The organism is Streptomyces sp. SID12488, assembly GCF_010548275.1.
Taxonomy (GTDB): domain Bacteria; phylum Actinomycetota; class Actinomycetes; order Streptomycetales; family Streptomycetaceae; genus Streptomyces.
On record NZ_JAAGLT010000007.1, the window covers coordinates 311,066 to 334,876 of the forward strand.

21 protein-coding genes are annotated in these 23,811 nt (G+C 68.9%); 9 read left to right on the forward strand and 12 right to left on the reverse strand.

The window, feature by feature from the left end; genetic code table 11:
- Positions 1–74: 74 nt before the first annotated feature.
- Together G3I56_RS14800 and pta are read right to left on the reverse strand one after the other, a co-directional pair.
- Positions 75–1,322: an acetate kinase gene (locus G3I56_RS14800; RefSeq protein ID WP_164409417.1), complete on the reverse strand. Its 1,248-nt coding sequence runs from the start codon at positions 1,320–1,322 to the stop codon at positions 75–77.
- The gene (gene pta, locus G3I56_RS14805; protein ID WP_164409418.1) at positions 1,319–3,442 is read right to left on the reverse strand and encodes a phosphate acetyltransferase; all 2,124 of its coding nucleotides are present in this window, start codon (positions 3,440–3,442) and stop codon (positions 1,319–1,321) included. Before pta ends, G3I56_RS14800 begins: the two co-directional genes overlap by 4 nt.
- A 208-nt stretch (positions 3,443–3,650) precedes the next feature.
- On the opposite strand from pta, the gene G3I56_RS14810 reads away from it, so the two are divergent.
- Positions 3,651–4,676 (forward strand): ATP-dependent 6-phosphofructokinase, encoded by a 1,026-nt coding sequence (locus G3I56_RS14810; RefSeq protein ID WP_164409419.1) that lies wholly within the window; start codon positions 3,651–3,653, stop codon positions 4,674–4,676.
- 37 nt (positions 4,677–4,713) lie between these two features.
- On the opposite strand, the gene G3I56_RS14815 is transcribed toward G3I56_RS14810, so the two are convergent.
- Positions 4,714–5,454, reverse strand: coding sequence for a helix-turn-helix transcriptional regulator (locus G3I56_RS14815; protein WP_164409420.1), 741 nt, complete (start codon positions 5,452–5,454; stop codon positions 4,714–4,716).
- Positions 5,455–6,078: 624 nt separating this feature from the next.
- On the opposite strand from G3I56_RS14815, the gene G3I56_RS14820 reads away from it, so the two are divergent.
- Positions 6,079–6,528 carry a PPOX class F420-dependent oxidoreductase gene (locus G3I56_RS14820; protein WP_164409421.1) on the forward strand — a complete coding sequence of 150 codons (450 nt, stop codon included), beginning with the start codon at positions 6,079–6,081 and terminating at the stop codon, positions 6,526–6,528.
- 123 nt (positions 6,529–6,651) lie between these two features.
- Here the strand turns inward: G3I56_RS14820 and G3I56_RS14825 are convergent, their stop codons facing one another.
- From G3I56_RS14825 to G3I56_RS14835, 3 genes are read right to left on the reverse strand one after another with little or no spacing between them, the layout of a single operon-like run.
- Entirely contained in the window at positions 6,652–7,479 is an 828-nt protein-coding gene (locus G3I56_RS14825) for a carbohydrate ABC transporter permease (protein WP_164409455.1), read from the reverse strand.
- 24 nt (positions 7,480–7,503) lie between these two features.
- Positions 7,504–8,385: a sugar ABC transporter permease gene (locus G3I56_RS14830; protein WP_164409422.1), complete on the reverse strand. Its 882-nt coding sequence runs from the start codon at positions 8,383–8,385 to the stop codon at positions 7,504–7,506.
- Positions 8,386–8,417: 32 nt separating this feature from the next.
- Complete coding sequence (locus tag G3I56_RS14835) at positions 8,418–9,773, reverse strand: extracellular solute-binding protein (protein WP_164409456.1); 1,356 nt, start codon at positions 9,771–9,773, stop codon at positions 8,418–8,420.
- 218 nt (positions 9,774–9,991) lie between these two features.
- Between G3I56_RS14835 and G3I56_RS14840 the strand changes: the two genes are divergently transcribed.
- Positions 9,992–10,138, forward strand: coding sequence for a hypothetical protein (locus G3I56_RS14840; RefSeq protein WP_164409179.1), 147 nt, complete (start codon positions 9,992–9,994; stop codon positions 10,136–10,138).
- 36 nt (positions 10,139–10,174) lie between these two features.
- Here the strand turns inward: G3I56_RS14840 and G3I56_RS14845 are convergent, their stop codons facing one another.
- The gene (locus tag G3I56_RS14845) at positions 10,175–10,888 is read right to left on the reverse strand and encodes a response regulator (protein WP_164409423.1); all 714 of its coding nucleotides are present in this window, start codon (positions 10,886–10,888) and stop codon (positions 10,175–10,177) included.
- Positions 10,885–12,654 carry a sensor histidine kinase gene (locus G3I56_RS14850; RefSeq protein ID WP_164409424.1) on the reverse strand — a complete coding sequence of 590 codons (1,770 nt, stop codon included), beginning with the start codon at positions 12,652–12,654 and terminating at the stop codon, positions 10,885–10,887. The genes G3I56_RS14845 and G3I56_RS14850 overlap by 4 nt, the downstream gene beginning before the upstream one ends.
- A gap of 254 nt (positions 12,655–12,908) precedes the next feature.
- Here G3I56_RS14850 and G3I56_RS14855 point away from each other — a divergent pair, with 254 nt between their 5' ends.
- Positions 12,909–14,303: a cation:dicarboxylase symporter family transporter gene (locus G3I56_RS14855; RefSeq protein WP_164409425.1), complete on the forward strand. Its 1,395-nt coding sequence runs from the start codon at positions 12,909–12,911 to the stop codon at positions 14,301–14,303.
- Between the two features lie 627 nt (positions 14,304–14,930).
- On the opposite strand, the gene G3I56_RS14860 is transcribed toward G3I56_RS14855, so the two are convergent.
- Positions 14,931–15,440, reverse strand: coding sequence for a hypothetical protein (locus G3I56_RS14860; protein ID WP_164409426.1), 510 nt, complete (start codon positions 15,438–15,440; stop codon positions 14,931–14,933).
- 368 nt (positions 15,441–15,808) lie between these two features.
- The gene (locus G3I56_RS14865; RefSeq protein WP_164409427.1) at positions 15,809–16,453 is read right to left on the reverse strand and encodes a TetR/AcrR family transcriptional regulator; all 645 of its coding nucleotides are present in this window, start codon (positions 16,451–16,453) and stop codon (positions 15,809–15,811) included.
- Between the two features lie 140 nt (positions 16,454–16,593).
- Here G3I56_RS14865 and G3I56_RS14870 point away from each other — a divergent pair, with 140 nt between their 5' ends.
- Positions 16,594–18,294: an MFS transporter gene (locus tag G3I56_RS14870; RefSeq protein WP_164409428.1), complete on the forward strand. Its 1,701-nt coding sequence runs from the start codon at positions 16,594–16,596 to the stop codon at positions 18,292–18,294.
- Between the two features lie 138 nt (positions 18,295–18,432).
- Here the strand turns inward: G3I56_RS14870 and G3I56_RS14875 are convergent, their stop codons facing one another.
- Both G3I56_RS14875 and G3I56_RS14880 read right to left on the reverse strand, forming a co-directional pair.
- On the reverse strand, positions 18,433–18,903 hold the full coding sequence (locus tag G3I56_RS14875) for an ASCH domain-containing protein (protein ID WP_164409429.1): 471 nt from the start codon (positions 18,901–18,903) through the stop codon (positions 18,433–18,435).
- A gap of 60 nt (positions 18,904–18,963) precedes the next feature.
- On the reverse strand, positions 18,964–19,965 hold the full coding sequence (locus tag G3I56_RS14880; protein ID WP_164409430.1) for a reductase: 1,002 nt from the start codon (positions 19,963–19,965) through the stop codon (positions 18,964–18,966).
- A gap of 73 nt (positions 19,966–20,038) precedes the next feature.
- Here G3I56_RS14880 and G3I56_RS14885 point away from each other — a divergent pair, with 73 nt between their 5' ends.
- The 4 genes from G3I56_RS14885 to G3I56_RS14900 all read left to right on the forward strand — a co-directional run bounded on the left by G3I56_RS14885 (position 20,039) and on the right by G3I56_RS14900 (position 23,805).
- On the forward strand, positions 20,039–20,554 hold the full coding sequence (locus G3I56_RS14885; protein WP_164409431.1) for an Lrp/AsnC family transcriptional regulator: 516 nt from the start codon (positions 20,039–20,041) through the stop codon (positions 20,552–20,554).
- Between the two features lie 71 nt (positions 20,555–20,625).
- Complete coding sequence (locus G3I56_RS14890) at positions 20,626–21,054, forward strand: MerR family transcriptional regulator (protein WP_164409457.1); 429 nt, start codon at positions 20,626–20,628, stop codon at positions 21,052–21,054.
- A 14-nt stretch (positions 21,055–21,068) separates the two neighbouring features.
- Positions 21,069–21,383 carry a thioredoxin domain-containing protein gene (locus G3I56_RS14895; RefSeq protein ID WP_343239945.1) on the forward strand — a complete coding sequence of 105 codons (315 nt, stop codon included), beginning with the start codon at positions 21,069–21,071 and terminating at the stop codon, positions 21,381–21,383.
- A 187-nt stretch (positions 21,384–21,570) separates the two neighbouring features.
- Positions 21,571–23,805, forward strand: coding sequence for a UvrD-helicase domain-containing protein (locus G3I56_RS14900; protein WP_203689842.1), 2,235 nt, complete (start codon positions 21,571–21,573; stop codon positions 23,803–23,805).
- Positions 23,806–23,811 lie beyond the last annotated feature (6 nt).

The following is a 23,811-nucleotide window of genomic DNA, read 5'->3' on the forward strand; positions in this document are numbered from 1 at the left end:
GCGCTCAGGTGAGGCTCTTCCGGCAATGTCTGCCCAATGTTTCCCAATGTTCGTCCAATATCCGTTAAGTGTCTTCAGTTGTCCGTTCCCGCTGATCCCGCTGATCCCGCCGGTCCCACCAGTGCGTACGTCTGTGTCGCGATCTCCAGCTCCTCGTCCGTCGGGACGACCGCCACCGCGACCCGGGAGCCGGTGGGGGAGATCAGGCGGGCCTCCTGGCTCCGTACGGCGTTCAGGGCGCCGTCCACGGCCACGCCGAGGCCCTCCAGGTCCGCCACCGCCGCCTCGCGCACCGGCGCCGCGTTCTCGCCGACCCCGGCCGTGAACGCGATGGCGTCCACCCGGCCCAGTACCGCGTAATAGGCGCCGATGTACTTCTTCAGACGGTGGATGTAGATGTCGAAGGCCAGCCGGGCCGCCGGGGCGTCCGCGCCGCCCTCGTCGATACGGCGGCGGATTTCCCGCATGTCGTTGTCTCCGCACAGACCGAGCAGGCCGCTCTTCTTGTTGAGAAGAGTGTCGATCTCGTCCGTGGACATTCCGCCAACACGCATCAAATGGAAGATGACGGCCGGGTCCAGGTCACCGGACCGGGTTCCCATGACCAGTCCCTCCAGCGGCGTCAGCCCCATCGAGGTGTCCACGCACCTGCCGCCCCGCACGGCCGACGCGGACGCACCGTTGCCCAGGTGCAGCACGATCACGTTCACGTCCTCGGGCGCCCGGCCCAGGAGTCGCGCCGTCTCCCGTGACACGTACGCGTGGGACGTGCCGTGGAACCCGTATCGCCTGATGCGGTGCTCGTCGGCCGTCTTCACGTCGATCGCGTAGCGGGCCGCCGACTCCGGCATCGTGGTGTGGAAGGCCGTGTCGAAGACCGCGACCTGGGGGAGGTCGGGGCGCAGGCTCTGGGCCGTACGGATGCCGGTGAGGTTCGCCGGGTTGTGCAGCGGGGCCACCGGGATCAGGCGCTCGATCTCCGCGAGGACCGTGTCGTCGATGACCGTCGGCTCGGTGAAGGACAGGCCGCCGTGCACGACCCGGTGCCCTATGGCCGCCAACTCCGGGGAATCCAGGCCCAGTCCGTCTTTCCCGAGCTCCTCCGCAACGGCCTTCAGGGCGGCCTCGTGGTCGGCGATCGGGCCCGTCCGCTCTCGGGACTCGCCGCCGGTCGCCAGCGGGGTGTGCTTCAGGCGGGACGTCTCCTCGCCGATGCGTTCCACCAGGCCCAGGGCGAGCCGGCTGCTGTCGTGCATGTCGAGCAGCTGGTACTTCACCGACGAGGAGCCGGAGTTGAGGACGAGGACGCGGGTCGCGGTCACTGCGCGGCTGCCTTTTCGGTAGGGGTGGAGCCGGCGGTGGCGTCGGCGGCGGCTGTCTGGGCCTGGATCGCCGTGATGGCGACCGTGGTGACGATGTCCGGGACCAGGGCGCCTCTGGACAGGTCGTTGACCGGCTTGCGCAGGCCCTGGAGGACCGGGCCGACGGCGATCGCGCCGGCCGAACGCTGCACGGCCTTGTAGGTGTTGTTGCCGGTGTTGAGGTCCGGGAAGATCAACACGCTTGCCTGCCCCGCGACTTCGGAGCCCGGGAGCTTGGTGGCGGCCACGGTCGGTTCGACGGCCGCGTCGTACTGGATCGGGCCTTCGATACGGAGATCAGGGCGCCGCGAGCGCACCAGTTCCGTGGCCTCCCGCACCTTGTCGACGTCGGCGCCCGACCCCGACGTGCCCGTCGAGTACGACAGCATCGCGATCCTCGGCGCCACGCCGAACTGCTCGGCGGTGGCCGCCGACTGGATGGCGATGTCGGCCAACTGCTCGGCGTTCGGGTCGGGGTTGACCGCGCAGTCGCCGTAGACGAGGACCTTGTCGGCCAGGCACATGAAGAAGACGGACGACACGATCGCGGCGTCCGGCTTGGTCTTGATGATCTCGAAGGCGGGGCGGATCGTCGCGGCAGTCGAGTGGACCGAGCCCGACACCATGCCGTCCGCCAGGCCCTCCTGGACCATCAGGGTGCCGAAGTAGTTGACGTCCGAGACGACGTCGTGGGCGAGTTCCACCGTGACGCCCTTGTGGGCGCGGAACTTGGCGTACTTCTCGGCGAACGTGTCCCGCAGTTCGGAGGTCTGCGGGTCGATCAGCTGGGTGCCGCCGAGGTCGATGCCCAGGTCGGCGGCCTTCTTGCGGATGGCGTCGACCGGGCCGAGCAGTGTCAGGTCGCACACGCCCCGGCGCAGCAGTACCTCGGCGGCGTGCAGGACGCGTTCCTCGGTGCCCTCGGGGAGGACGACCCGGCGCTTGTCGGCGCGGGCGCGTTCGAGGAGCTTGTGCTCGAACATCATCGGCGTGACACGGTCGCTGCTGGGTGCGGAGACCCGCTTCAGCAACTCGGTGGTGTCCACGTGGCGTTCGAAGAGGCCGAGGGCCGTCTCCGCCTTGCGCGGGGTGGCCGCGTTCAACTTCCCCTCCAGGGAGAAGAGTTGGGCGGCGACGGGGAAGCTGGTGTCGGCGACCGAGACGACCGGGGTGCCGGGGGCGAGACGGGCGGCGAGGGTGAGGACCTCGTTGCTCGGGCGCTCGTTCAGGGTCAGCAGGACCCCCGCGATGGGCGGCGTACCGGCGCTGTGCGCGGCCAGGGCACCGACGACCAGGTCGGCGCGGTCGCCGGGAGTGACGACCAGGCAGCCGGGGGTCAGCGCGGTCAGGAAGTTGGGCAGCATCGCGCCGCCGAAGACGAAGCCGAGCGCGTCACGGGCGAGCCCCGAGTCGTCGCCGAGGAGCACCGTGCCGCCGAGCGTCTGGGTGATCTGGGCGACCGTCGGAGCGGAGAGGGCGGGCTCGTCGGGGAGGACGTAACAGGGCACGGGGAGGCGGGAGTCGAGGCCCGCGGCGATGCCTGCGCGGTCCTCGCGGGCGACACGGTTGGCGATCATGGCGAGGACGTCGCAGCCCAGCGCCTCGTACGCGCGGTACGCGTTGCGCGTCTCGGCGAGCACCGACTCGGCGGTCTGGTCGCGTCCGCCGACCACCGCGACGACGGACGCGCCGAACTCGTTCGCGAGGCGGGCGTTGAGGGCCAGCTCGTCCGGGAACTGTGTGTCGGCGAAGTCGGTGCCGAGGACGAGGACGACGTCGTACTCGCGGGCGACACGCAGGAAGCGGTCGACGAGGGTCGAGACAAGCTCGTCGGTGCCCTGCTCGGCCTGGAGCGCGGACGCCTCCGGGTAGTCCATGCCGTACACGGTCGCCGGGTCCTGCGAGAGGCGGTAGCGGGCGCGCAGCAGCTCGAAGAGCCGGTCCGGGTTGTCATGCACCAGGGGGCGGAAGACGCCCACGCGGTCGACCTGCCGGGTCAGGAGTTCCATGACCCCCAGCTCGACGACCTGGCGGCCGTCGCCCCGGTCGATCCCGGTCACGTACACGCTGCGGGTCGTCACGCGTGCTCTCCGTTTCCTCGCTCGCGAATATGGCTCACCGAGGTGAGCGGAACCCTCTTGACAGTACCCGCGGCGATGGCTACGGCACCCGCCAGGATCGAGGGCCCGGCCAGGGCGTGAAACAATTGGAGCGACTCACCGGCATCACAGGCAACCAGAGCGATCAGACCGAGTCGGACCGATCACAGCGAGCAGGAGACAGAGCACGATGCGCATCGGAGTTCTCACCGCAGGCGGCGACTGTCCGGGCCTGAACGCAGTGATCCGGTCGGTCGTGCACCGAGCGGTCACCCAGTACGACGACGAGGTCATCGGCTTCGAGGACGGTTACGCGGGGCTGCTCGACGGCCGCTACCGCAGCCTCGACCTCGACGATGTCAGCGGCATCCTCGCCCGCGGCGGCACCATCCTCGGCTCCTCCCGGCTCCCGCGCGACCGGCTGCGCGAGGCCTGCGAGAACGCGCAGGACATGGCGCGCGAGTTCGGTATCGACGTACTGATCCCGATCGGCGGCGAGGGCACGCTGACGGCGGCCCGGATGCTGAGCGACGCGCGCCTGCCGGTGGTCGGCGTCCCGAAGACGATCGACAACGACATCTCGTCGACCGACCGCACGTTCGGCTTCGACACGGCGGTGGGCGTCGCGACGGAGGCGATGGACCGCCTGAAGACCACCGCCGAGTCGCATCAGCGCGTGATGGTCGTCGAGGTCATGGGCCGGCACGCGGGCTGGATCGCCCTGGAGTCCGGCATGGCCGCCGGCGCGCACGGCATCTGCCTCCCCGAGCGCCCCTTCGACCCCGCCCACCTCGTGAAGATGGTCGAGGAGCGGTTCGCGCGCGGCAAGAAGTTCGCCGTCATCTGCGTCGCCGAGGGCGCGCACCCCGCCGAGGGCAGCATGGACTACGGCCACGGCGCGATCGACCAGTTCGGCCACGAGCGCTTCCAGGGCATCGGCACGGCACTCGCGTACGAGCTGGAACGCCGGCTCGGCAAGGAGGCCAAGCCGGTCATCCTCGGCCACATCCAGCGCGGCGGCACGCCCACCGCGTACGACCGCGTTCTCGCGACCCGGTTCGGCTGGCACGCGGTGGAGGCCGCGCACCAGGGCCAGTTCGGGCGGATGACAGCCCTGCGCGGGACGGACGTGGTGATGGTGCCGCTGGCGGAGGCGGTCATGGAGTTGAAGACGGTCCCGAAGGACCGGATGGACGAGGCGGAGTCCGTGTTCTAGGTCAAGGCGGCCAAGGCTGTCCAGGAGGTAAGGGCGGTCAGCGGCGGTTCGGGCTGTTGGGGATGCTGGTGTCGACCCTCGCCCAGAAGTGCTCCACGATCCGGTCGAGGAATTCGCGTCCGATGTGGCTCGCCTCGCTCGCCGCGGAGCCGTCCGACCAGGTCAGGGTGGCGGCCAACTGCCCCTGGTAGTAGCGGTGCAGCTCCTGGAGCGTGCCCTCCAGGAGGCGCCGGTTCAGCGGCACCATCTTGTTGACGGGCCGGACGTACGCCTGCCAGCGCGTCGTGACCGCGCTGCGCAGCAATCCGGCGAGCTTGCCGTCGAGGCCGGTCAGGGACATGAAGTCCGCGAGCGAGAGTTCGAGCACCTCGGCGAGAATCGCGGACTGCCGCTCGGTGCCGCGCCACTCGCCGCTCTCCTCCATCCGTACGTAGACGAGCAGTTCGAGCCCTACGGCCCGCGCCACGTCCTCCGCGCTGAGGCCACGCGCGGCGCGGTGCTCGCGCAAGGTGCCGGGACGGCCGATGAGTTCGCAGGGCGAACACCACAACACGCCGGCGAGAGCGGTGAGTTCGCTTCTGCCCGGGGCCATGATGTTGCGTTCCCAGGCGACCACGTGGTCGGGCGTGATGTACGGCAGCCCGTACGAGACCCGCATCCCGTAGGCGACGTGCTCAGGGCCCATTCCGAGGGCCACACGGAGTCTGCGGGCCGCGTGGGCGTCGAAGGGCGGGGTCGGCGGCGTGGGCGGTGGAGGCGGAACTGGGGGTCGGCGCACGCGCCACAAGCTAGGGGCGCGGGGCGGCGGTGACTACGTTCTGTTCGGCCACAATCACGGATTGTAGGAAGCTACGGGTTCGGGGGTCGATTCGCGGTTGCCCGGTGCCCGCCGGAGCTCGTGGGGTGGGGGCGGACGAGGGCGGCGCGGACGGGGTTCGCGGCTGTCCGACCGTGCGAACGGCAAGGTGGTTGGGCATATGCGCGGGCGTTCGCCCGTGGGCGTTCGAGGGCTTGAGGTTGTTGGGGTCTCGGCTCTGTGGGCGAGTGTCGAAGGTGGGTGCGGTGTGGTGGGGGGTTCGGTGGGGTGGCGTGGGGCGGGTGACTGGCGAGTAGGGGCGGCGTGAATTGTGCGGTCTGTTGATGGGGCGCCGCTGGATTGCCGCTGGGCTGCCGCGTTTGCCGTGACTGCCGTAGCTGCCGTGGAGGCTGTCCTCCCTTTGTCTCCGATGGGAGTTCGGCCGTCAAGTGCGCGTTCAGCAGGGCATGTTGGGCTTGTTGGGGGGCTGGGGCGCGTACCGTGACCGGAGGCCGCGGGTTGCGGTCAGGCTGAGGCCGGGTTGCCAGGGTGGGTGGCTTGGCGGGTTTTGGAGGGCGCCGGGTGGCGTCGGGAAGTGGTGGTCCTGTGAGTGGCAAGACGGAGAAGATCGAGGGGCACATACGGGAGCGGCTGCTCGCCCCGAACTTCTGGCACCTCGCGACGGTCGGTGCGGACGGCGTGCCACAGGTGTCGCCGATGTGGGTCGACATCGAGGGCGACCATGTCATGGTCAACACGGCCATCGGCCGTGTGAAGGAGGAGAACCTCCGCCTCAATCCCCATGTCTCGCTCTCCCACCACGACCCCGAGAACCCGTACGACCGTGCGGAGATCCGGGGGCGCGTGGTGCGGTTCGTGGAGGGCGAGGAGGCGGAACGTTCCATGGACCGGCTCACCAAGAAGTACATCGACCAGGACCGGTATCCGTGGCTGCTGCCGGGGGAGCGGCGCGTGATGCTGCTCATCGAGGTGACGCGGGTGCGGCGGGTCGTGGGGGTCGAGCCGTTCCGGCCTGGGGTGCTGCCTGAGGTGTGAGCAGTTTTTTGGGCGGCGGGGCCGGCGGGGGCCAGGGGCTGCGGGAGGTGGCCCGCTTTGCCGGCTTCGATGTCGTGGATGAGGGTGCGGAGGGTTTCCCGGGTGTCGGTGCCCATGCGGAAGTCATCCCTTGACAGCCCCGCCCAAAGCGAAGCCCCCACCCACCCGCCGCGCCACCAGCACATACAACAAAATCACCGGCGTCGAATAAATAACCGAAAACGCGGCCAACTGCCCATAAACAACCGTCCCCCGATTCCCGAAGAAGTCATTGATGCTCACGCTCGCCGGCATCTGATCCGGCGTAAGCAGCAACATGAACGGCACGAAGAAGTTCCCCCACATCATCACGAACGAGAACACCGTCACCACAGCCACCCCCGGCCCCATCAGTGGCAGCACAATCCGCGTCAACGACTGAAGCGACGAAGCCCCGTCCGTCCAGGCAGCCTCCTCCAGCTCCTTCGGTACGCCGTCCATGAAGTTCTTCATCAGCCAAATAGCGAACGGAAGCTGCGAAGCCGCGAAAAAGAAGATCGTGCCCTGCATGGTGTCGATAAGGTTCACCCGCACGAAAAGCGCGTAAACCGGCACCATGATCGCGGTGATCGGCAGGCAGGTGGCGAACAGAACCGTCAGTAGAAACGGCCTGTTGAACCGCGACCGAAACCGCGACAGCGGATACGCGGCCAGCGCCGCACACACCACCGTCAGCAGCGTCCCACCCCCGCACAGCATCAGACTGTTGAGCAGCGGCGTAAACGTGACGTCATCCGTCAGCACCGCATCGAAGTTCCCCAGCGTCAAACCGTCCGGAACCCGCACCCGCAGATCGGCCCGCGGATCCAGAGCCGACAGGACGACCCACGCGAGCGGGAGAACGAATGCCGCCGCGACCACCAACAACCCCGCATCGGCCGCCAACCGGCGGTTCGTGCGCCGGGAATTCATCGTCGCCCTTGTGACCACGGCGTCTCACACCTCCGTACGCAGCAGCCGCATGTACACCACGGAGAAGAGCGAGCCGACGACCAGCAACAGCAGAGCCACCGCCGTCCCGTACCCGATCATGCTTTTCTGGAAGGCCTGTTCGTACATGAACAAAGGGAGCGTCTGGCTCCTGTTCCCCGGGCCGCCCCTCGTCATCACCCAGATCAGCCCGAACACCGACAGCGTCTGCAGCGTGTTCAGCATCAGGTTCGTGCCGATCGAGCGGCGGATCATCGGCAGCGTGATGTGCCACATCCGCCGCCAGCCCCCCGCGCCGTCCACCTCCGCCGCCTCCGTGATCTCCTTCGGGATCTCGTTCAGCGCCGCCGAGTACACCAGCATCGAGAACGCCGTACCCCGCCACACGTTCGCGAACGACACCGCCAGGATCGGCAACGTGAACAGCCAGTTCTGGGACGGGAGATGGAGCCAGTCCAGGATGGCGTTGAGGGTGCCCTCGCGCCGAAAGAAGGCGTACAGCAGGAACCCCGCCACCACCTCCGGCAGTACCCACGCCGTGATCACGATCCCGCCCACGACCGTCCGCACCGGCTTCGACGCGCGCTGCATCAGCGACGCCAGCGCCAGGCCCAGCGTGTTCTGGCCGATGAGGGACGACAGGACCGTGAACACCAGCGTCAGCCATACGGCGTTCAGGAACGCCTCGTCCTTGAAGGCCGTACGGAAGTTCTCGAAGCCGATGAACGACGACTCGGCCTGGCCCGTCAACTGGAGGTCGGTGAAGGCGATGTAGGCGCAGTACACGATCGGCCCGGCGAGGAAGAGGAGAAGCAGGATCACCGCCGGTGTGACCGGAAGCGCCCGCGTCAGCACTCGGGGCAGGGAGGAACGCCTGGATACACCCACACCCGTATCCGCACCTGTACCCGCACTTGTACTCACCGCTTCTCTACGACCTGGTTGTCCGTCGCCGACTTCAGCGCCTCGTCGTACGCGCTCGCCGCCTCCTCCACCGACGCATCGCCCGTCGTCACGCCCTCCATCGCCTCCTGGATGGCCGTCGAGACCTTCGGGTACGCCGGATACGCGGGCCGGTAGTGCGTACTCGCGACCAGGTCCGTGAAGAACTTGATGCCGGGCTGGGCGTCCACGTATGCCGGGTCTGCCGCCACGTCTTCCCGGACCGCGATGCCCGAGTTGGCGATGTACCACTTCTGGGCGTTCGCCTTCGTCTGCATCGTCTTGATGAACTCGAAGGCCAGGTCGGGGTTGCCCGCCTTCGACGGGATCGCCCATGTCCAGCCGCCCGACATGCTCACCTTGCCCGGCGCCTGGCCGGTCTGGGTCGGCATCGCCGCCAGGCCCAACTTCGTCGACCACTCGGGCCATTCGTGACCGCTGCCCGGCAGCCAGTCCTGGGGGAGCCAGGAGCCGTCGAGGTTGATGCCGAGCTTGCCCTCGGGGAGCAGTTCGCCGCGTACCCGGGTGCCGATGTTGGGGTCGAGGGCGTCCTCGACGTCCGGGCCCAGCTTCTCCTTGTACACCGTTTCGACGAATGTCAGGGCGTCCTTGAAGGCCTGACTCCCCGCGATCCACTTCTTCGACGAGCCGTCGTACAGGGGGTCCGAAGTTCCCGCGCCCTGTGTCCCGTACAGGAGCATCTCGAAGCCCTGCATGGTGGCCCCTTCACCCACCGGCTTGCCCGTGTAGACGTTCAGAGGTGTGACGTCCGGGACCTTCTCCTTGATCGTGCGGGCCGCGGACAACACCTCCTCCCACGTCTTCGGCTGCCAGGCCTCCGGAAGCCCGGCCCTCTTGAAGATGCCCTTGTCGAACCACAGCCCCCGCGTGTCCGTGCCGTCCGGGACGCCGTACGTCTTGCCGTCCTCGGCCTTGGCCGCCGTCTTCGCCGTGTCGACGAACTGATTCCAGTCCGGCCACTTGGCGAGGTAGGCGTCCAGCGGCTTCAAGTACCCGCTGGTGATGTCCGAGTTGATGAGGAACGTGTCCTCGTAGACCAGGTCGGGGGCCGTCTTGGGGGAGCGGAGCATCTGCTGGACCTTGGTGTAGTACTCCGAGTCCGGGGCCTTGATCGGGACCAACTCGACCTTCTTGCCCGGGTTGGCCTTCTCGAACTGCTTCTTGATGTCCGCGAGGTAGGTGTCCATCACTTTGATGGAGTTGTCGGTCGACTGTTTGAAAGAGATCTTCACCGTGTCCGGATCACTTCCGGAGCCGCCGTCGCACGCCGTGAGCGAACCGGCGGCGATGGTGAGGGTGGCGGCAACGAGCAGGGGGAATGGGGCAGTTGGGCGGGCGGCGGTGGGGCGCACGAGCACGACCTCCTACGGGCTTGAAGCCTGTATGGCTGCCCGGCGAACGTAAGAGGAGTGGTCTAGTCAGGTCAATGACCCTGCAGCGACCGGCGACCATTCGCTCGGCGGACGCTCGGTAGACGTTCAGACATCGGAAGGACGAACCGTGCCGGAGTCACCTGAACCACCGGAATCGCATGAACCACCGGGGACAGGTGTCACCCTCGGGCCTCGTCGACGACGAGAAGGTCTCCGCGATCGGGGCTTATGCGAGGGACGAGTTGGGGCCGCGTCTCGCCCGACTCGGCTCCCAAGTCATCGCCTACGACCGGCCGATGAGGTGAGGGCCAAATGAAACCCGACCAACTCCCCTTCTCCCGCTATCCCTTCACCCACCGGTACTGCAACTCCGGCCGCCCCACCTGCCCGTACTGCGGGGCCCGCGCCGCGCGGCCCGCGTCCACCAGGTGTTCCAGGTAGCGCCGGGCCGTGATGCGCGAGATGCCGACCTCCTCGGCGACCCCGGCCGCGGTGAGCCCTTCGGCGCTGGCCCGCAGGGTCACCGTGACCCGTTCCAGGGTGGGGGCGCTCAGTCCCTTGGGGAGTGCGGCGGGGCCCGGCGCGCGCAGGGTGGCCAGCGCGCGGTCGACCTCGTCCTGACCGCTCGCCTCGCCCGCCGACGCGTGGTACTCGGCGTACCGCACCAGCCGGTCCCGGAGGGTCGCGAAGGTGAACGGCTTCAGCACGTACTGCACGACCCCCAGCGAGACCCCCTCCCGGACCACCGCGAGGTCCCGCGCCGACGTCACCGCTATCACGTCCGCGTGGTAGCCGGCCGCCCGCAGCGAGCGGGCCAGTTGCAGCCCGTGTCCGTCCGGGAGATGGAAGTCGAGCAGGAGCAGGTCGACGGGCGTACGGTCCAGCGCGCGCCGCGCCTCCGCGCCCGTGTGCGCCTTGCCCACGGCCGTGAACCCGGGCACCCGGCCGACGTACATGACATGCGCGTCGGCGGCGACCGGGTCGTCCTCCACGACGAGAACGCGGATGGGGTCGGTCGTCGTATCCCTGCGCGTGGTGTCTCTCGGGTCGGTCATACGTCGCCTCCTGGCAAGGCGGGCTCGGCTGTCTCGGCGGGCTCAGTGATGGACTTGGCGGTGCTGGACCTGACGGGAGCATGGCGTTCGGAAGCGTTCGTGGACAAAACCGCCACGGGCGCCGCAACCTTGGGCAACGGCAGCCGCACCTCGAACTCCGCCCCGCCGCACGCCGCCTCGGCGACCGTCAGTGTCCCCTCGTGCCGGGCCACCGCCTGCCGTACGAGCGCCAGGCCGAGACCCCGACCGCCCGGTCCCGCCGGCTTCGTCGTGAAGCCCCGCTGGAAGACCGCCTCCGCGTGGGCCGGGTCGACGCCGGTGCCCGTGTCCGACACCCGCAGCACCAGCAGGGAGTCCTCCGTCAGGGCCGTCACCGTCACCCGGGACGCCCCCATACCGCTCTCCACGCTTCCCTGGGCCGCGTCCACCGCGTTGTCGATGAGGTTGCCCAGGATGGTGACCAGGTCGCGGGAGGGGAGCGTGTCGGGGAGGAGACCGTCGTCGAGGCTGCTGTCCTCCGACACCACCAGCTCCACGCCCCGCTCGTTCGCCTGCGCCGTCTTGCCGAGCAACAGGGCGGCCAGGACAGGTTCACTGACCGCCGCGACGACCTGATCGGTGAGTGCCTGCGCCAGTTCCAGTTCGGCGGTCGCGAAGTCCACGGCCTCCGGCGCCCGCCCCAGCTCGATCAGGGAAACGACCGTGTGGAGCCGGTTCGCCGCCTCGTGCGCCTGTGAGCGCAGCGCCTGCGTGAATCCGCGCTCCGAGTCCAACTCGCCCATCAGGGACTGGAGTTCCGTCACGTCCCGGAGGGTGACCACTGTTCCCCGGCGCTCACCGCTCGACACCGGGGAGGTGTTGACGACCAGGACCCGGTCGGCGGTCAGATGCACCTCGTCGACGCGCGGCTCGGCGGACAGCAGCGCACCCGTCAGCGGCGCCGGCAGCCCCAGCTCGGCCACGGACCGCCCGACGACTTCACCTGCGCCCGCGCCCTCGTCCGGGACGCCCAGCAGCTCCCGCCCGCCGTCGTTCATCAGCGCCACCTTGTACTGCCCGTCCAGCATCAGCAGCCCCTCGCGTACGGCGTGCAGGGCGGCCTGGTGGTAGTCGTGCATGCGGCTCAGCTCGGCCGCGTTCATCCCGTGCGTGTGGCGGCGCAGGCGCGCGTTGATGACGTACGTGCCGATCGCGCCCAGCGCCAGCGCGCCCGCCGCGACCCCGAACAGTGCCGTGACCTGGTCCTGGACCCGGGCGGTGATCTCCTCGACCCGGATGCCCGCGCTGACCAGCCCGATGATCTCGCCGTCCGAGCCGCCGGCGTGGATCGGCGTGACCGCGCGGACGGACGGACCGAGCGTGCCGGAGAAGACCTCCGTGAACGACTCGCCGCGCAGCGCGCGTTCCCGGTGCCCGAGGAAGCGCTGCCCGATCTGGTCCTTGTCGGGGTGGGTCCAGCGGATGCCCTCGGGGTCCATGATCGTGATGAAGTCGACGTCCGTGTGCCGCTGCACCTGGAGGGAGTACGGCTGGAGCAGCGCGGTCGGCTCGGGAGCGGTGAGGATCGCCTCGCGCACCGAGGGGGCGTCCGCGACGGAGCGGGCGACGGCCATCGCCTGGCGGCCCGCCGCGTCCTCGGCCTGGCTGCGGTCGCTGAGGTAGGTGAACAGCGCACATCCGGCCACCACGACCGCGATCAGCACGGCCTGCATCGCGAACAGCTGGGCGGCCAGGCTGCGGGGTCCGGGAACGCGGGGGAAGCGCATGGTGCCAGTCTGCCTCTCCTTATAAGCGTGAACTAAATGAACGGAAGGGTGACCGCCCTCACAGGCCGAGGGATAGTCACGGCATCGCAGGGACGCGATTCACGGGCCTTGGCCTGTTTTCGGTCGCCGCCGCTCGCGACCCAGCAGCACCATCGCAACCCAGCACCATCGCACCCCCAGCACAACTTTCTCCCCATCCCCCGGACGTGAGCCGCACGCCGGTGATGCCGACGACGACGTCAAGGAGGGCAGCCGTGGCCACCTCATCCTCAACGGCACCTGCCGCACCCGCCGCCAAGCGGGACCGTACCCACTACCTCTACATCGCGGTCATCGCCGCGGTGGCCGCCGGTATCGCCGTGGGCCTGATCGCCCCGGACTTCGCCGTCGAGCTGAAGCCCATCGGTACCGGCTTCGTGAACCTGATCAAGATGATGATCTCGCCGATCATCTTCTGCACGATCGTGCTCGGTATCGGTTCGGTACGGAAGGCCGCGAAGGTCGGCAAGGTCGGCGGTATCGCGCTCGGCTACTTCGTGCTCATGTCGTTCGTCGCGCTGGGCATCGGCCTGGTCGTCGGCAACATCATCGAGCCGGGCACCGGCCTCGCGCTGACCGACGCCGTCAAGGAGACCGGCCAGGCGCAGGTGTCGGCGGAGGCCAAGGACACCACCGAGTTCCTGCTCGGGATCATCCCGGCGACGTTCGTCTCCGCGTTCACCGTGCCCGAGGTCCTCCAGACGCTGCTGGTCGCCCTGCTCGCCGGGTTCGCGATCCAGGGCATGGGCTCCACCGGCGCGCCGATCCTGCGCGGCGTCGAGCACATCCAGCGCCTCGTCTTCCGTATCCTCGGCATGGTCATGTGGGCCGCGCCCGTCGGTGCGTTCGGTGCCATGGCCGCGGTGACGGGGTCCGCCGGCGTCGACGCGCTCAAGCAGCTCGCCATCCTGATGCTGTCCTTCTACCTCACCTGTTTCCTCTTCGTCTTCATCGTGCTCGGTACGCTGCTGAAGATCTTCACGGGCCTCAACGTCTTCTCGCTCTTCAAGTACCTGGGCCGTGAGTTCCTGCTGATCCTCTCGACCTCCTCCTCCGAGTCCGCGCTGCCGCGCCTCATCGCGAAGATGGAGCACCTGGGCGTCAGCAAGCCCGTGGTCGGCATCACCGTCCCGACCGGCTACTCGTTCAACCTCGACGGCACCATGATCTACATGACCATGGCGTCCCTGTTCATCGCCGACGCCATGGGTACGCCGATGTCGGTCAGTGAGCAGATCCCCCTGCTCCTCTTCCTGCTCGTCGCCTCGAAGGGCGCGGCGGGTGTCACCGGCGCCGGTCTCGCGACCCTGGCCGGCGGTCTCTCCTCGCACAAGCCCGCGCTGGTGGACGGCCTCGGCCTGATCGTCGGCATCGACCGCTTCATGAGCGAGGCCCGCGCCCTGACGAACTTCGCGGGCAACGCGGTCGCCACGGTCCTGATCGGCACCTGGACCAACGAGATCGACAAGACGCGCGTCGCGGAGGTCCTCGCCGGTCAGCACCCGTTCGACGAGAAGACGCTCATCGACGAGAACGACGGCTTCCACCCGGACTCCGACGCCGCGGACGTCCCCGAGCAGGGCGGCGAGAAGGAACTCGCCAAGGCCTGATCCCAGGCCCGGCCCGGTTCGGCCCGGTTCGGTTCGGGCCGGCTGGATCCGAGCCGGCCCGAACCCGCCGACTCCGGGCGGCTGAGGTGCTCCCCCGTCCCTCAGCCGCCCGGGCACACACCCCTGGCGGCGCGGAACAGCAGTCAGACCCCGGAAACCCCGGGTGGCCCGGACACTCCCCGGTAGTCCAGCCACTCGGCCTGGGGCACCCCGGCAGGTCCGCCGGAGCCCCAGGACCTCGAAAAACGCCGAGCGGCCAGGCACTCCCCCGAAGCCTGGCCGCTCGGCTGTTTCCGTCAAGTTCGAAGACCCACGAAGGCGGGTACGCCCGCCGCGGTTCCGACCGCGGCGGGCGTACCCGCCTCTCATTTCTTCAGGCCGCCCGGTACACGGCCTTGTCCCGCTTCATGAAGAGTGATTCGCCGAGAAAAACTCAATTCGAGTCCCGGCGCAAGGAAATGCAGCGCCATCCGAAGTAGAGCACCCCTAGCGCTCCTCCAGCTGCACCGACCCCACACAGAACGGTCGCCCATGGGGCTGTTTCCTGTGTTATCCACAGCAGGCTGACCACAATCAGCGCTATGGACAGCGCGAATCGCTCTCCATAGCTGGGGTCGCGGCGCCCCATCAGTCCCCGATAGCGCTGCACTTATATGTGACGCCCTTCATCTTGATGTCCCGGAACCCCACCCTCGGCTTCGTGTTGGCAGGAGCGACATCGCCGCCGCCACCGCCGCCACCGCTTGCTTTCCGGCAGTCCCAACCGAGGGCTTCGAGCTTCTTGAGGTCACTCTTCGCCTGGTAGCTGTTGTACGACGCGATCATGGCTGCTCGTCGCTCCGCAGGCGTGGCCTCCTTGGCCTTCGTGTACAGGTAGCACCCGATGCTGGCGCCGATGCCTACCCACGACGCACCCTTGGCCAGCGCCTTGGTAAGGCCTGCCGCGCCGCTGCCTATCCCCACGACCGCGCAGAGTTCATCAGCTCCGGCGCGAGGTTGCCCTGCTGTCGCCGCCTGTGCGGCTTTACCTTTGCCTTCCGCCGGAGCGGCAAATGCCGTCTGCGCACCAATGCCGCACATCGTGCCGGTCATGGTGAAGGCGATCAGAGTGGAAATACCCTTGCTTCGTATGCTCACGAAGTTCAATCCCCCATACGTTCCAAAATGCTTGGTCAGAGCGATGGGAACGCTATCAGCGGTGACATGGGAGAGCAATCAACAATTAACCAAGAGAGGGTTTTGGTAGGGGGTGGATTTCATGGAGGGCGGTGAATCCTGCGCAATCCTTCTTTATCCCGCGGAACGGGCTTTTCGGTTGCAGGTGGGCGAGTGGTCCAGCCACCCGGCCCGGGGCACCCCGGCAGGTCCGCCGGAGCTCCAGGACCTCAAAAACGCCGAGCGGCCAGGCACTCCCCTGAAGCCTGGCCGCTCGGCTGTTTCCTTGCCCGGTACGACAGTTCGCCGGTACGACAGTTCACCCGTAGGGCAGTTCACCGGTACGGCGGTCAGCCGACGCGCCGCTCGGCCGACACGTCGGTCAACTCGGCCACCAGCGCGGTGGCCCGGGAGACCGGGACACCCGCCGCGGCCAGCAGGGTGACCGCGGCCGAGCGGCCCGCCTCCTCTGCTGCGAGGAGCCCGTCGTTCACCGCCTCCATCAGCGCGAACAGCATCTGCTCGTGCACGTACGCCAGTGCCGGCGCGGGCAGGGGGGAGGTGAACACGCCTTCCTCCAGGCCCCGCCGCAGCACCTCGACACACGCCTCGCGGACCGGAGTGAACCGGTCGCGGATGCCCTGCACGGTGACGCTGCGCTGGGCGAGCCCGACGAGGATGCGGTAGCGGTCGGCGACCTGCCAGACCGCGAGCGTGGACCGGGCCACGCGCTCCGCTGCATCCTCGGGGGCACCCTCGATCCCCTCGGCGTGTGCGGCGGCGACCGCCTCGACGGCGCCGTCGAGCAGCGTGCTGATCAGCGCCTCCCGGCTGGGGAAATGCCCGTACACAGTCCGTCGTACGACACCTGCGGCGCGCGCGATCTGGTCCATCGAGGCGTCGGGGTCGCGCAGCAGTTCGGCGAGCGCGACATCGAGTATGCGGCGGCGATTCACGTCGGCGCGGCTGGTTGTACCCGTGGTCATGGCTGACATTGTGCCTTCCGTTCCTTCTGTTTGCACACCACTGTGCATCGGGGTATGTTGCACATTATTGTGCAACTGCACGCCACTGTGCAAAATGATCAAGTATCAGTCAGTGATCACCAGCCGGTAAGAAAGGCGACCCCGTGGCCATGCGACTTGTCAGGACGGAACCCGTCGAGGGGATGACCCGCCCCTACGCCCGGCGCTGGTGGGCGCTCCTCGTGCTCTGCCTGAGCCTGTTGATCATCGTGATGGCCAACACCGCCCTCACGGTCGCCGCCCCCGACATGACCCAGGACCTGGGCCTGTCCAGCGCCGATCTCCAGTGGGTCATAGACGGCTACACCGTCCCGTACGCGGCGCTGATGCTGCTGCTCGGCGCGATCGGCGACAAGTACAGTCGGCGCGGAGCGCTCGTCCTCGGTCTGGTCGTCTTCGGTACCGGGTCGGTCGCGGGCTCGCTGGTCGGCTCGGCCACCGGGGTCATCGCGGCCCGTGCCGTCATGGGTGTGGGCGCGGCGCTGATCATGCCCGCCACGCTCTCCCTCCTCGCCGCGACCTTCCCGCGCGCCGAACGCGCCAAGGCGATCACCCTGTGGACCGCCACCGCCGGCCTCGCCATCGCGGCCGGCCCGCTGGTCGCGGGCGCGCTGCTGGAGAGCCACGGCTGGGCCTCGACGTTCCTGATCAACGTGCCGATCGCCGCGCTCGCCATCATCGGCGCCTTCGCCCTCGTGCCGCCCTCCAGGGCGGGCCACCACGACCGGATCGACTACGTCGGCGGGCTGCTGTCCGTGGTGTGGATCGGCGCGCTGGTCTACATGATCATCGAAGGGCCGCACTTCGGCTGGGGCGTCAAGGCGGTCACGGCGGCGGTCGCCGCGGGCCTCGGCCTCGTCCTCTTCGTCGTATGGGAACTGCGCCACCCGCGCCCGGTCCTCGACGTACGCCGCTTCACGCAGCGCAGGTTCGCGGGCTCGAACCTCGCGGTCGCCCTGTTCTTCCTGGCGGTCTTCGGTGCGTTCTACTACCTGACCCAGCACCTCCAGTTCGTGCTCGGCTACGACGCCCTGGACACCGGCCTGCGCATGCTGCCTCTCGCCGGCGCGGTCTTCGTCGGCTCGGCGCTCACCGGCTACTTCACCCCGCGCGTCGGCATGAAGGTCACGGTCACGGCGGGCATGGTCGGCGGTACGGCGGCCCTCGCGCTGCTCTCGCAGGTGGACTCCGGTTCGTCATACGGGACCTTCGTCGCCCCTCTCGTGGTCCTCGGCCTCGCGATCGGCCTCGCGCTCTCCCCGTGCACGGACGCGATCATGGGGGCGTTCCCCGAGGCCGAGCTGGGCGTCGGCGGCGCGGTGAACGACACCTCGCTGGAACTGGGCGGCTCGCTCGGCATCGCGATCCTCGGCTCGCTGCTCTCCACGTCGTACGCCTCCCACCTCACCGACGCGACGAACGGCAGCAAGCTGCCTGCGGGCGCGCTGAGTTCGGCCCAGGACTCGGTTGGCGCGGGCTACCAGGTGGCCCAGGCGATCGGCGCACAGGCCCAGCAACTCGCGGCACAGGCGTCGCAGGCGGCGAGCGCGGGGAAGACCGGGCAGGCGGCCGAGTTGAAGGCGCAGGCGACCCAACTCGCCCAGGGGGCACGTCAGATGGCGGACGCGGTCGGCTCGTCCTTCTCGGACGCGGTGGCCCACACCAGCCTGATCGGGGCGGTGATCCTGGGGGTGGGGACGGTACTGGTCGCTGTTCTGCTGCCGGGGAAGGGGCGCGTGGAGGAGACGGGGGGTACCGAAATGCCCGCGGACCCGGCCGACTTGCCCGAGCTCACACGTACGGGCCGATGAGCTGCGCTGCCGCTCGCCGCAGCCCAGGTCTTGTTTCCCGACCACCCACCCGCTTGCTGCGCTGTCCGGCCCAGGCCCAGCCACCCCCAGCCCGTCCGGCGTTTCAGGGCGGCGGTGGGGGCGAGAACCTCAAGGCGCTCAGGGCCTGAGGTCGGCCACAAGGCGGAACCGCTCCAGTACCGCCACCGTCGAGTCGTCCACGGTGAACCCGGGGTCCCCCAGCGCCGCCCGCATCTCCGCGCTGTGCCAGAACCGCTCGTGACCGGCCCGCCACGCGGCCACGTCCGGATGGCCCTCGCCCTCGTCGAGCGCGTGGGCGAGATCCACCTCGGCCAGCGGAACGACCCGCACGCCCGTGACCTCGATGATCCCGACCGGCCGGTCCTCGGAGTCGACGACCACCGAACGGCTCCCGACCTCCGGCAGAGCCTCGCCCTCGTGCTCGTAGTCCACGACGAGCCCGGTCGTGGACGTCTTCGAACCGTCGAGAATCGCGGCGACGAGCTGGTCGCGCAGCGGACCGGGAAAGGCGAACTCGGCCCTGGGAAGACCCTCGGGCGTCGGAGGGCTCGCGGGCTGACTGTGAGGCGGCTGCTCGGGGGTTGTCATGGGGTCACGGTAGGGGGTGGCTCCCTTTCCCGGCACGCCGATTACGCTCCGTACCGCATGTCATTTCCCCCGCCACCCTTTCCCCGCCTCCGCCCCGAGCGTCTCGGCGACGGCTCGGGGCAGCCACTCCTGAACATGGCCGAAGGTGAACCCGAGCCCGGTGGCCCGGGAGTTGTCCATGCCGTACGAGCGCGAGAAGGAGAACGGGGAGACCTTGCCGACGTCGACGTTCTGGAAGACGGTCCGGCCGTTCGGGATGTGCCGGGCCACGGCCGCGCACAACTCCTCGGTGGTCAGCAGGCCGTGGGAGGCGGCGTTGACCGGCCCGGTGAAGTTCTCGCCCACCGCCCAGAGCAGGAAGTCGGCGATCTCCTCGACGTGGATGTAGGTCGCGGGCCGGTTCTCGGTCGGTACGGCTATCGGTGCGCCGGTACGGATGCGCTCGGCGTAGTGGTCGAGCCGGCCGGTGAAGTCGTCGTCCCCGCCCAGGACATGGGCCACACGTACGGCGGTGTACGGAAACTCCGTACCGTCGGCCGCGGTGTCGCCGGAGCCGTCGGTGACATCGGCATCGTCACCGGCGTCGGCGGACGCGAAGACCGCCTCGGCCTGGCGTTTGCCCTCCCCGTAGTGCGTCTCGCGGAACTCCGGCTTGTGCCAGGGGAGTTCGAGCCGGACAGAGACGGTACGAGCGTCGACGGTGTCCTCGCGCACGGGGAGGACGGTGTCCTCGTAGACGAGGGAGTCCTCGTACTCGTACACCTCGACCGTGGACGTCAGCACATAGCGCTGGGTACGGCCGCGGGCGAAGACGCGCCGGGCGATCGCCGCCTGGCGGGGCGTGTAGCAGACCTGGTCGACGACGACGTCGAAGGCACGGCCACCGAGAGCGGAATTCAGGGTGGCCTCGTCGTCGCGGTCGGCGACGAGGTGAATTGTCCCGGCGGGTGGTGAAGCGGAACCCCGGTTGAGAACGGTGACCCGGTCTCCGGCGGCGATCAGTCGGCCGATGAGCCGTTTTCCGAAATAGCGATTACCGCCGATGACCAATACGTCACGCACGACGTCCCCTCCCCGTTGTGGACCTTGTGATCATAATTCTCCTGGCGCACAGTTGAGTTCTGAAGGGGGAGTCATGGGACATCCGGCCGGGATACCGAAAGAACCACGGCAGTCGCGAGTCGCCGCCAACGAAACGTCGGCGGCCCTCGACGCGCTGGACCGGCGGATCCTCGAGCTCCTCCAGACCGACGGCCGGATCAAACTGAGCGAGCTGGGCAGACGGGTGCGGCTGAGCCCGGCGGCGGTAACGGAGCGCGTACGCCGGCTGGAGTCGGCGGGTGCGATCACCGGATACGGCGCCCGTGTCGCCCCCTCGCGCCTCGGCTACGGCATCCAGGCCTTCATCCGGGTCAATCCGCACGGTGGCTACACCCTCAAGCACCCCAGGACCCTGGAACTGCTCGCCCGCCCCGAGATCACCGAGGCGCACCACGTGGTCGGCGAGGACTGCTGGATCCTCAAGGTGGCCGTGGAGAACACGGTCCACCTGGAGGACATCCTCGAACAGGCGTCGGCGCTGGGCAGGACGACGACGTCGATCCTCCTGTCGTCCCCGGTTGAGGGGAAGCCGCTGCTTCCCCCGGGGTGAGCCGCTCGGCCTGCGGTTGGCTTGCCTTGACGTCGGCGTCAAGGACTACGTTCGTACGTATGCGAATCGGCATGCGAATCGGCGAGCTTGCGGCGCGGGTAGGGACGACCACACGGACCCTGCGGTACTACGAGTCGCGGGGGCTGCTGCCCGCGCGGCGCACGGACAACGGCTACCGCGCCTACGACGAGGACGACCTGAAGCTGCTCCGGCAGATCCGGACGCTCCAGGACTTCGGGTTCGACCTGGAGGAGACGCGGCCCTTCGTGGACTGCCTGCGGGCGGGCCATCCGGAGGGCGACTCCTGCCCCGCGTCACTCGCCGTCTACCGCCGCAAGCTGGGCGAACTCGACGAGCTGATCGGCGAGTTGCAGTCGGTACGGGCGAAGGTCGGTGAACAGCTGACGCGGGCCGAGCGGGCGCGCGACGAGCTGGCGGCCGAGGCGACGGTTCCGGGCGGTCCGGAACCGGCATGCGAATGGGGAGGACGAGCGAGATGATCAGGGCAGCGGGCGTGGCCGAGGTGACGGACGCGGACTTCGAGGCGGAGGTGATCGGGGCGGAGTTGCCGGTCCTGGTGGAGTTCACGGCCGACTGGTGCCCACCGTGCCGCCAGATGGCCCCGGTACTGAGCACCCTCGCGGCGGAGGAGTCCGACCGTCTGAAGGTGGTCCAGCTGAACGTGGACACCAACCCCTTGACGACCAACGCTTACCGGGTGCTGTCCATGCCGACGTTCATGGTGTTCCGGGGCGGAGAGCCGGTGCGGTCGATGGTGGGGGCCCGGCCGAAAAGGCGGTTGCTGGAGGAGCTGTCCGACGTACTCTGACGCACTCCGAGCCGCAGACGAACAAAGAAATCCCCCGAGCGATTGTGCTCGGGGGATTTCTTTGCGTATATTCAATGGTTCGCGACTTGCTGAAATTGGGTCGCGACAAGTTCAATGAGCAGAGTATATCCGAGCGGGAGCGGAATTGTCAAACAGGGGCGCAAACACGGAATCAACTCGCGATGAATTGCGGAGTGAGCAGGAATTCGTCGACGGGCTCTACACCCGCGTCGACGCCCTGCGCGGCGACACCGAGCACTCCGTCACGGATGCGCTCGCGCAGGGCAGTACGCCGATGCAGGCCCGGCTCGAACGGGACGTGCTCGTCGCCGAGCGGTCCGGGCTGCTCGCCGCGCTGAACGCCGTCGACGGGTCGCTCTGCTTCGGGCGGATCGATCTCACCTCCGGTGTCACCCACCACATCGGCCGTATCGGACTGCGCGCCGACGACGCCGAGCGCACCCCGATGCTCATCGACTGGCGGGCCGAGGTCGCCCGGCCCTTCTATCTCGCCACCGGGCACACCACGATGGGGCTGCGCCGGCGTCGGCACATCAGTACGGACGGGCGGCACGTCACCGGACTGCACGACGAGATCCTCGACCTCGGGGACCCGACGCGCACCGGCTACGAGGACCCCTCCGGCGACGCTGTGCTGCTCGCCGCGCTCGACTCCGCCCGCACCGGCCGGATGAACGACATCGTGCAGACCATCCAGGCCGAACAGGACGAGATCATCCGCGCCCCGCACCGGGGTGTGCTCGTGGTGGAGGGCGGGCCCGGCACCGGCAAGACCGCCGTCGCGCTCCACCGGGCCGCCTACCTGCTCTACGAACACCGCGAACTCCTCGCCAAGCGGGCCGTGTTGATCGTCGGGCCCAACCCCGCCTTCCTCGGCTACATCGGCGAGGTGCTGCCCTCGCTCGGTGAGACCGGTGTACTGCTGGCGACCGTCGGCGAGCTCTTCCCGGGCGTGAAGGCCACCGCCGCCGACACGGCCGAGGCCGCCACGGTCAAGGGGCGGTCCGGGATGGCCGACGTGCTGGCAGCCGTCGTACGCGACCGGCAGGGGCTGCCCGACCCCGTCATCGCCATCGAGCACGACCGGGACGTCCTCATGCTCGACGCCGGACTTGTGAGGATGGCGCGGGAGCGCACACGCGAGGCGAAGCTGCCGCACAACGTCGCGCGCGAACACTTCGAGGGGCACATCCTCAACACGCTGACGGAGATGCTCGCGGAGCGGATCGGCACCGACCCCTACGACGGCAGCAATCTCCTCGACCCCAGCGACATCACCCAGATCCGCGACGACCTCGCCGAGAACCGTGAAGTCTGGGCCGCCATCGACCAGTTGTGGCCCCGCGTCACCCCGCGGCGACTGGTCGCGGACTTCCTGGCAGCACCCGAGGGGTACGTGTCGGAGGCCGACGCCGAGGCCATTCGGCGGCCCGTCACCCGGGCCTGGACGACAGCCGACGTACCGCTGCTCGACGAGGCGGCGGAGCTGCTCGGCGAGGACGACCGGGTGGCCCGGGCGCGGGCGGAGCGCGAGCGCAGCAGCCAAGTCGCCTACGCGCAAGGCGTGCTGGACGTTTCGTATGCCTCCCGTACGTACGAGTTCGAGGACCTGGACGCGGAGGACTCCGAGATCCTGTCCGCGCACGACATCATCGACGCGGAGCGGTTCGCGGAGCGGCACGAGGAGGACGACCTGCGCAGCGCCGCCGACCGTGCGGCGGCCGACCGGACCTGGGCGTTCGGGCACATCATTGTCGACGAGGCACAGGAGTTGTCGCCGATGGCGTGGCGGCTCCTCATGCGGCGCAGCCCGACCCGGTCGATGACCCTGGTCGGCGATCCCGCGCAGACCGCCGAGCCGGGTGGCGTCGGGGCCTGGGAGGACATCCTCGCACCCTACGTCCAGGGCCGCTGGGAGCATGCCCGGCTGGGCGTCAACTACCGTACGCCGGCGGAGATCATGGACGTGGCGGCGGCCGTGGTGCGGGCGGAGCGGTCGGACTTCGAGCCGCCGAGGTCCGTACGGTCGACCGGGGTACGGCCGTGGGTGCGGGCCGTCGACGGTGATCTCGCGGATCTCGCGGGGGCCGTGGAGAAGGCCGTCGGTGAGCTGGCGCCCGTCGAGGGACGGCTCGCCGTGATCGCACCGCGCGAGCTGCACGGGGAGTTGGCGGCACGGCTGGACGGCGTGGAGGCGGGGGCGGAGCCCGACCTGACGCGGGATGTCGTACTGCTCGATCCCCGGCAGGCCAAGGGGCTGGAATTCGACTCCGTGCTGCTGGTGGAACCGGGAGCCTTCGGCACGAGCGACCTGTACGTCGCACTGACCCGGGCCACTCAGCGCGTGGGCGTGCTGCACCAGGGGGAGTTGCCGGTGGCGTTGTCCGCTCTCGGGACCTGAGGGGGG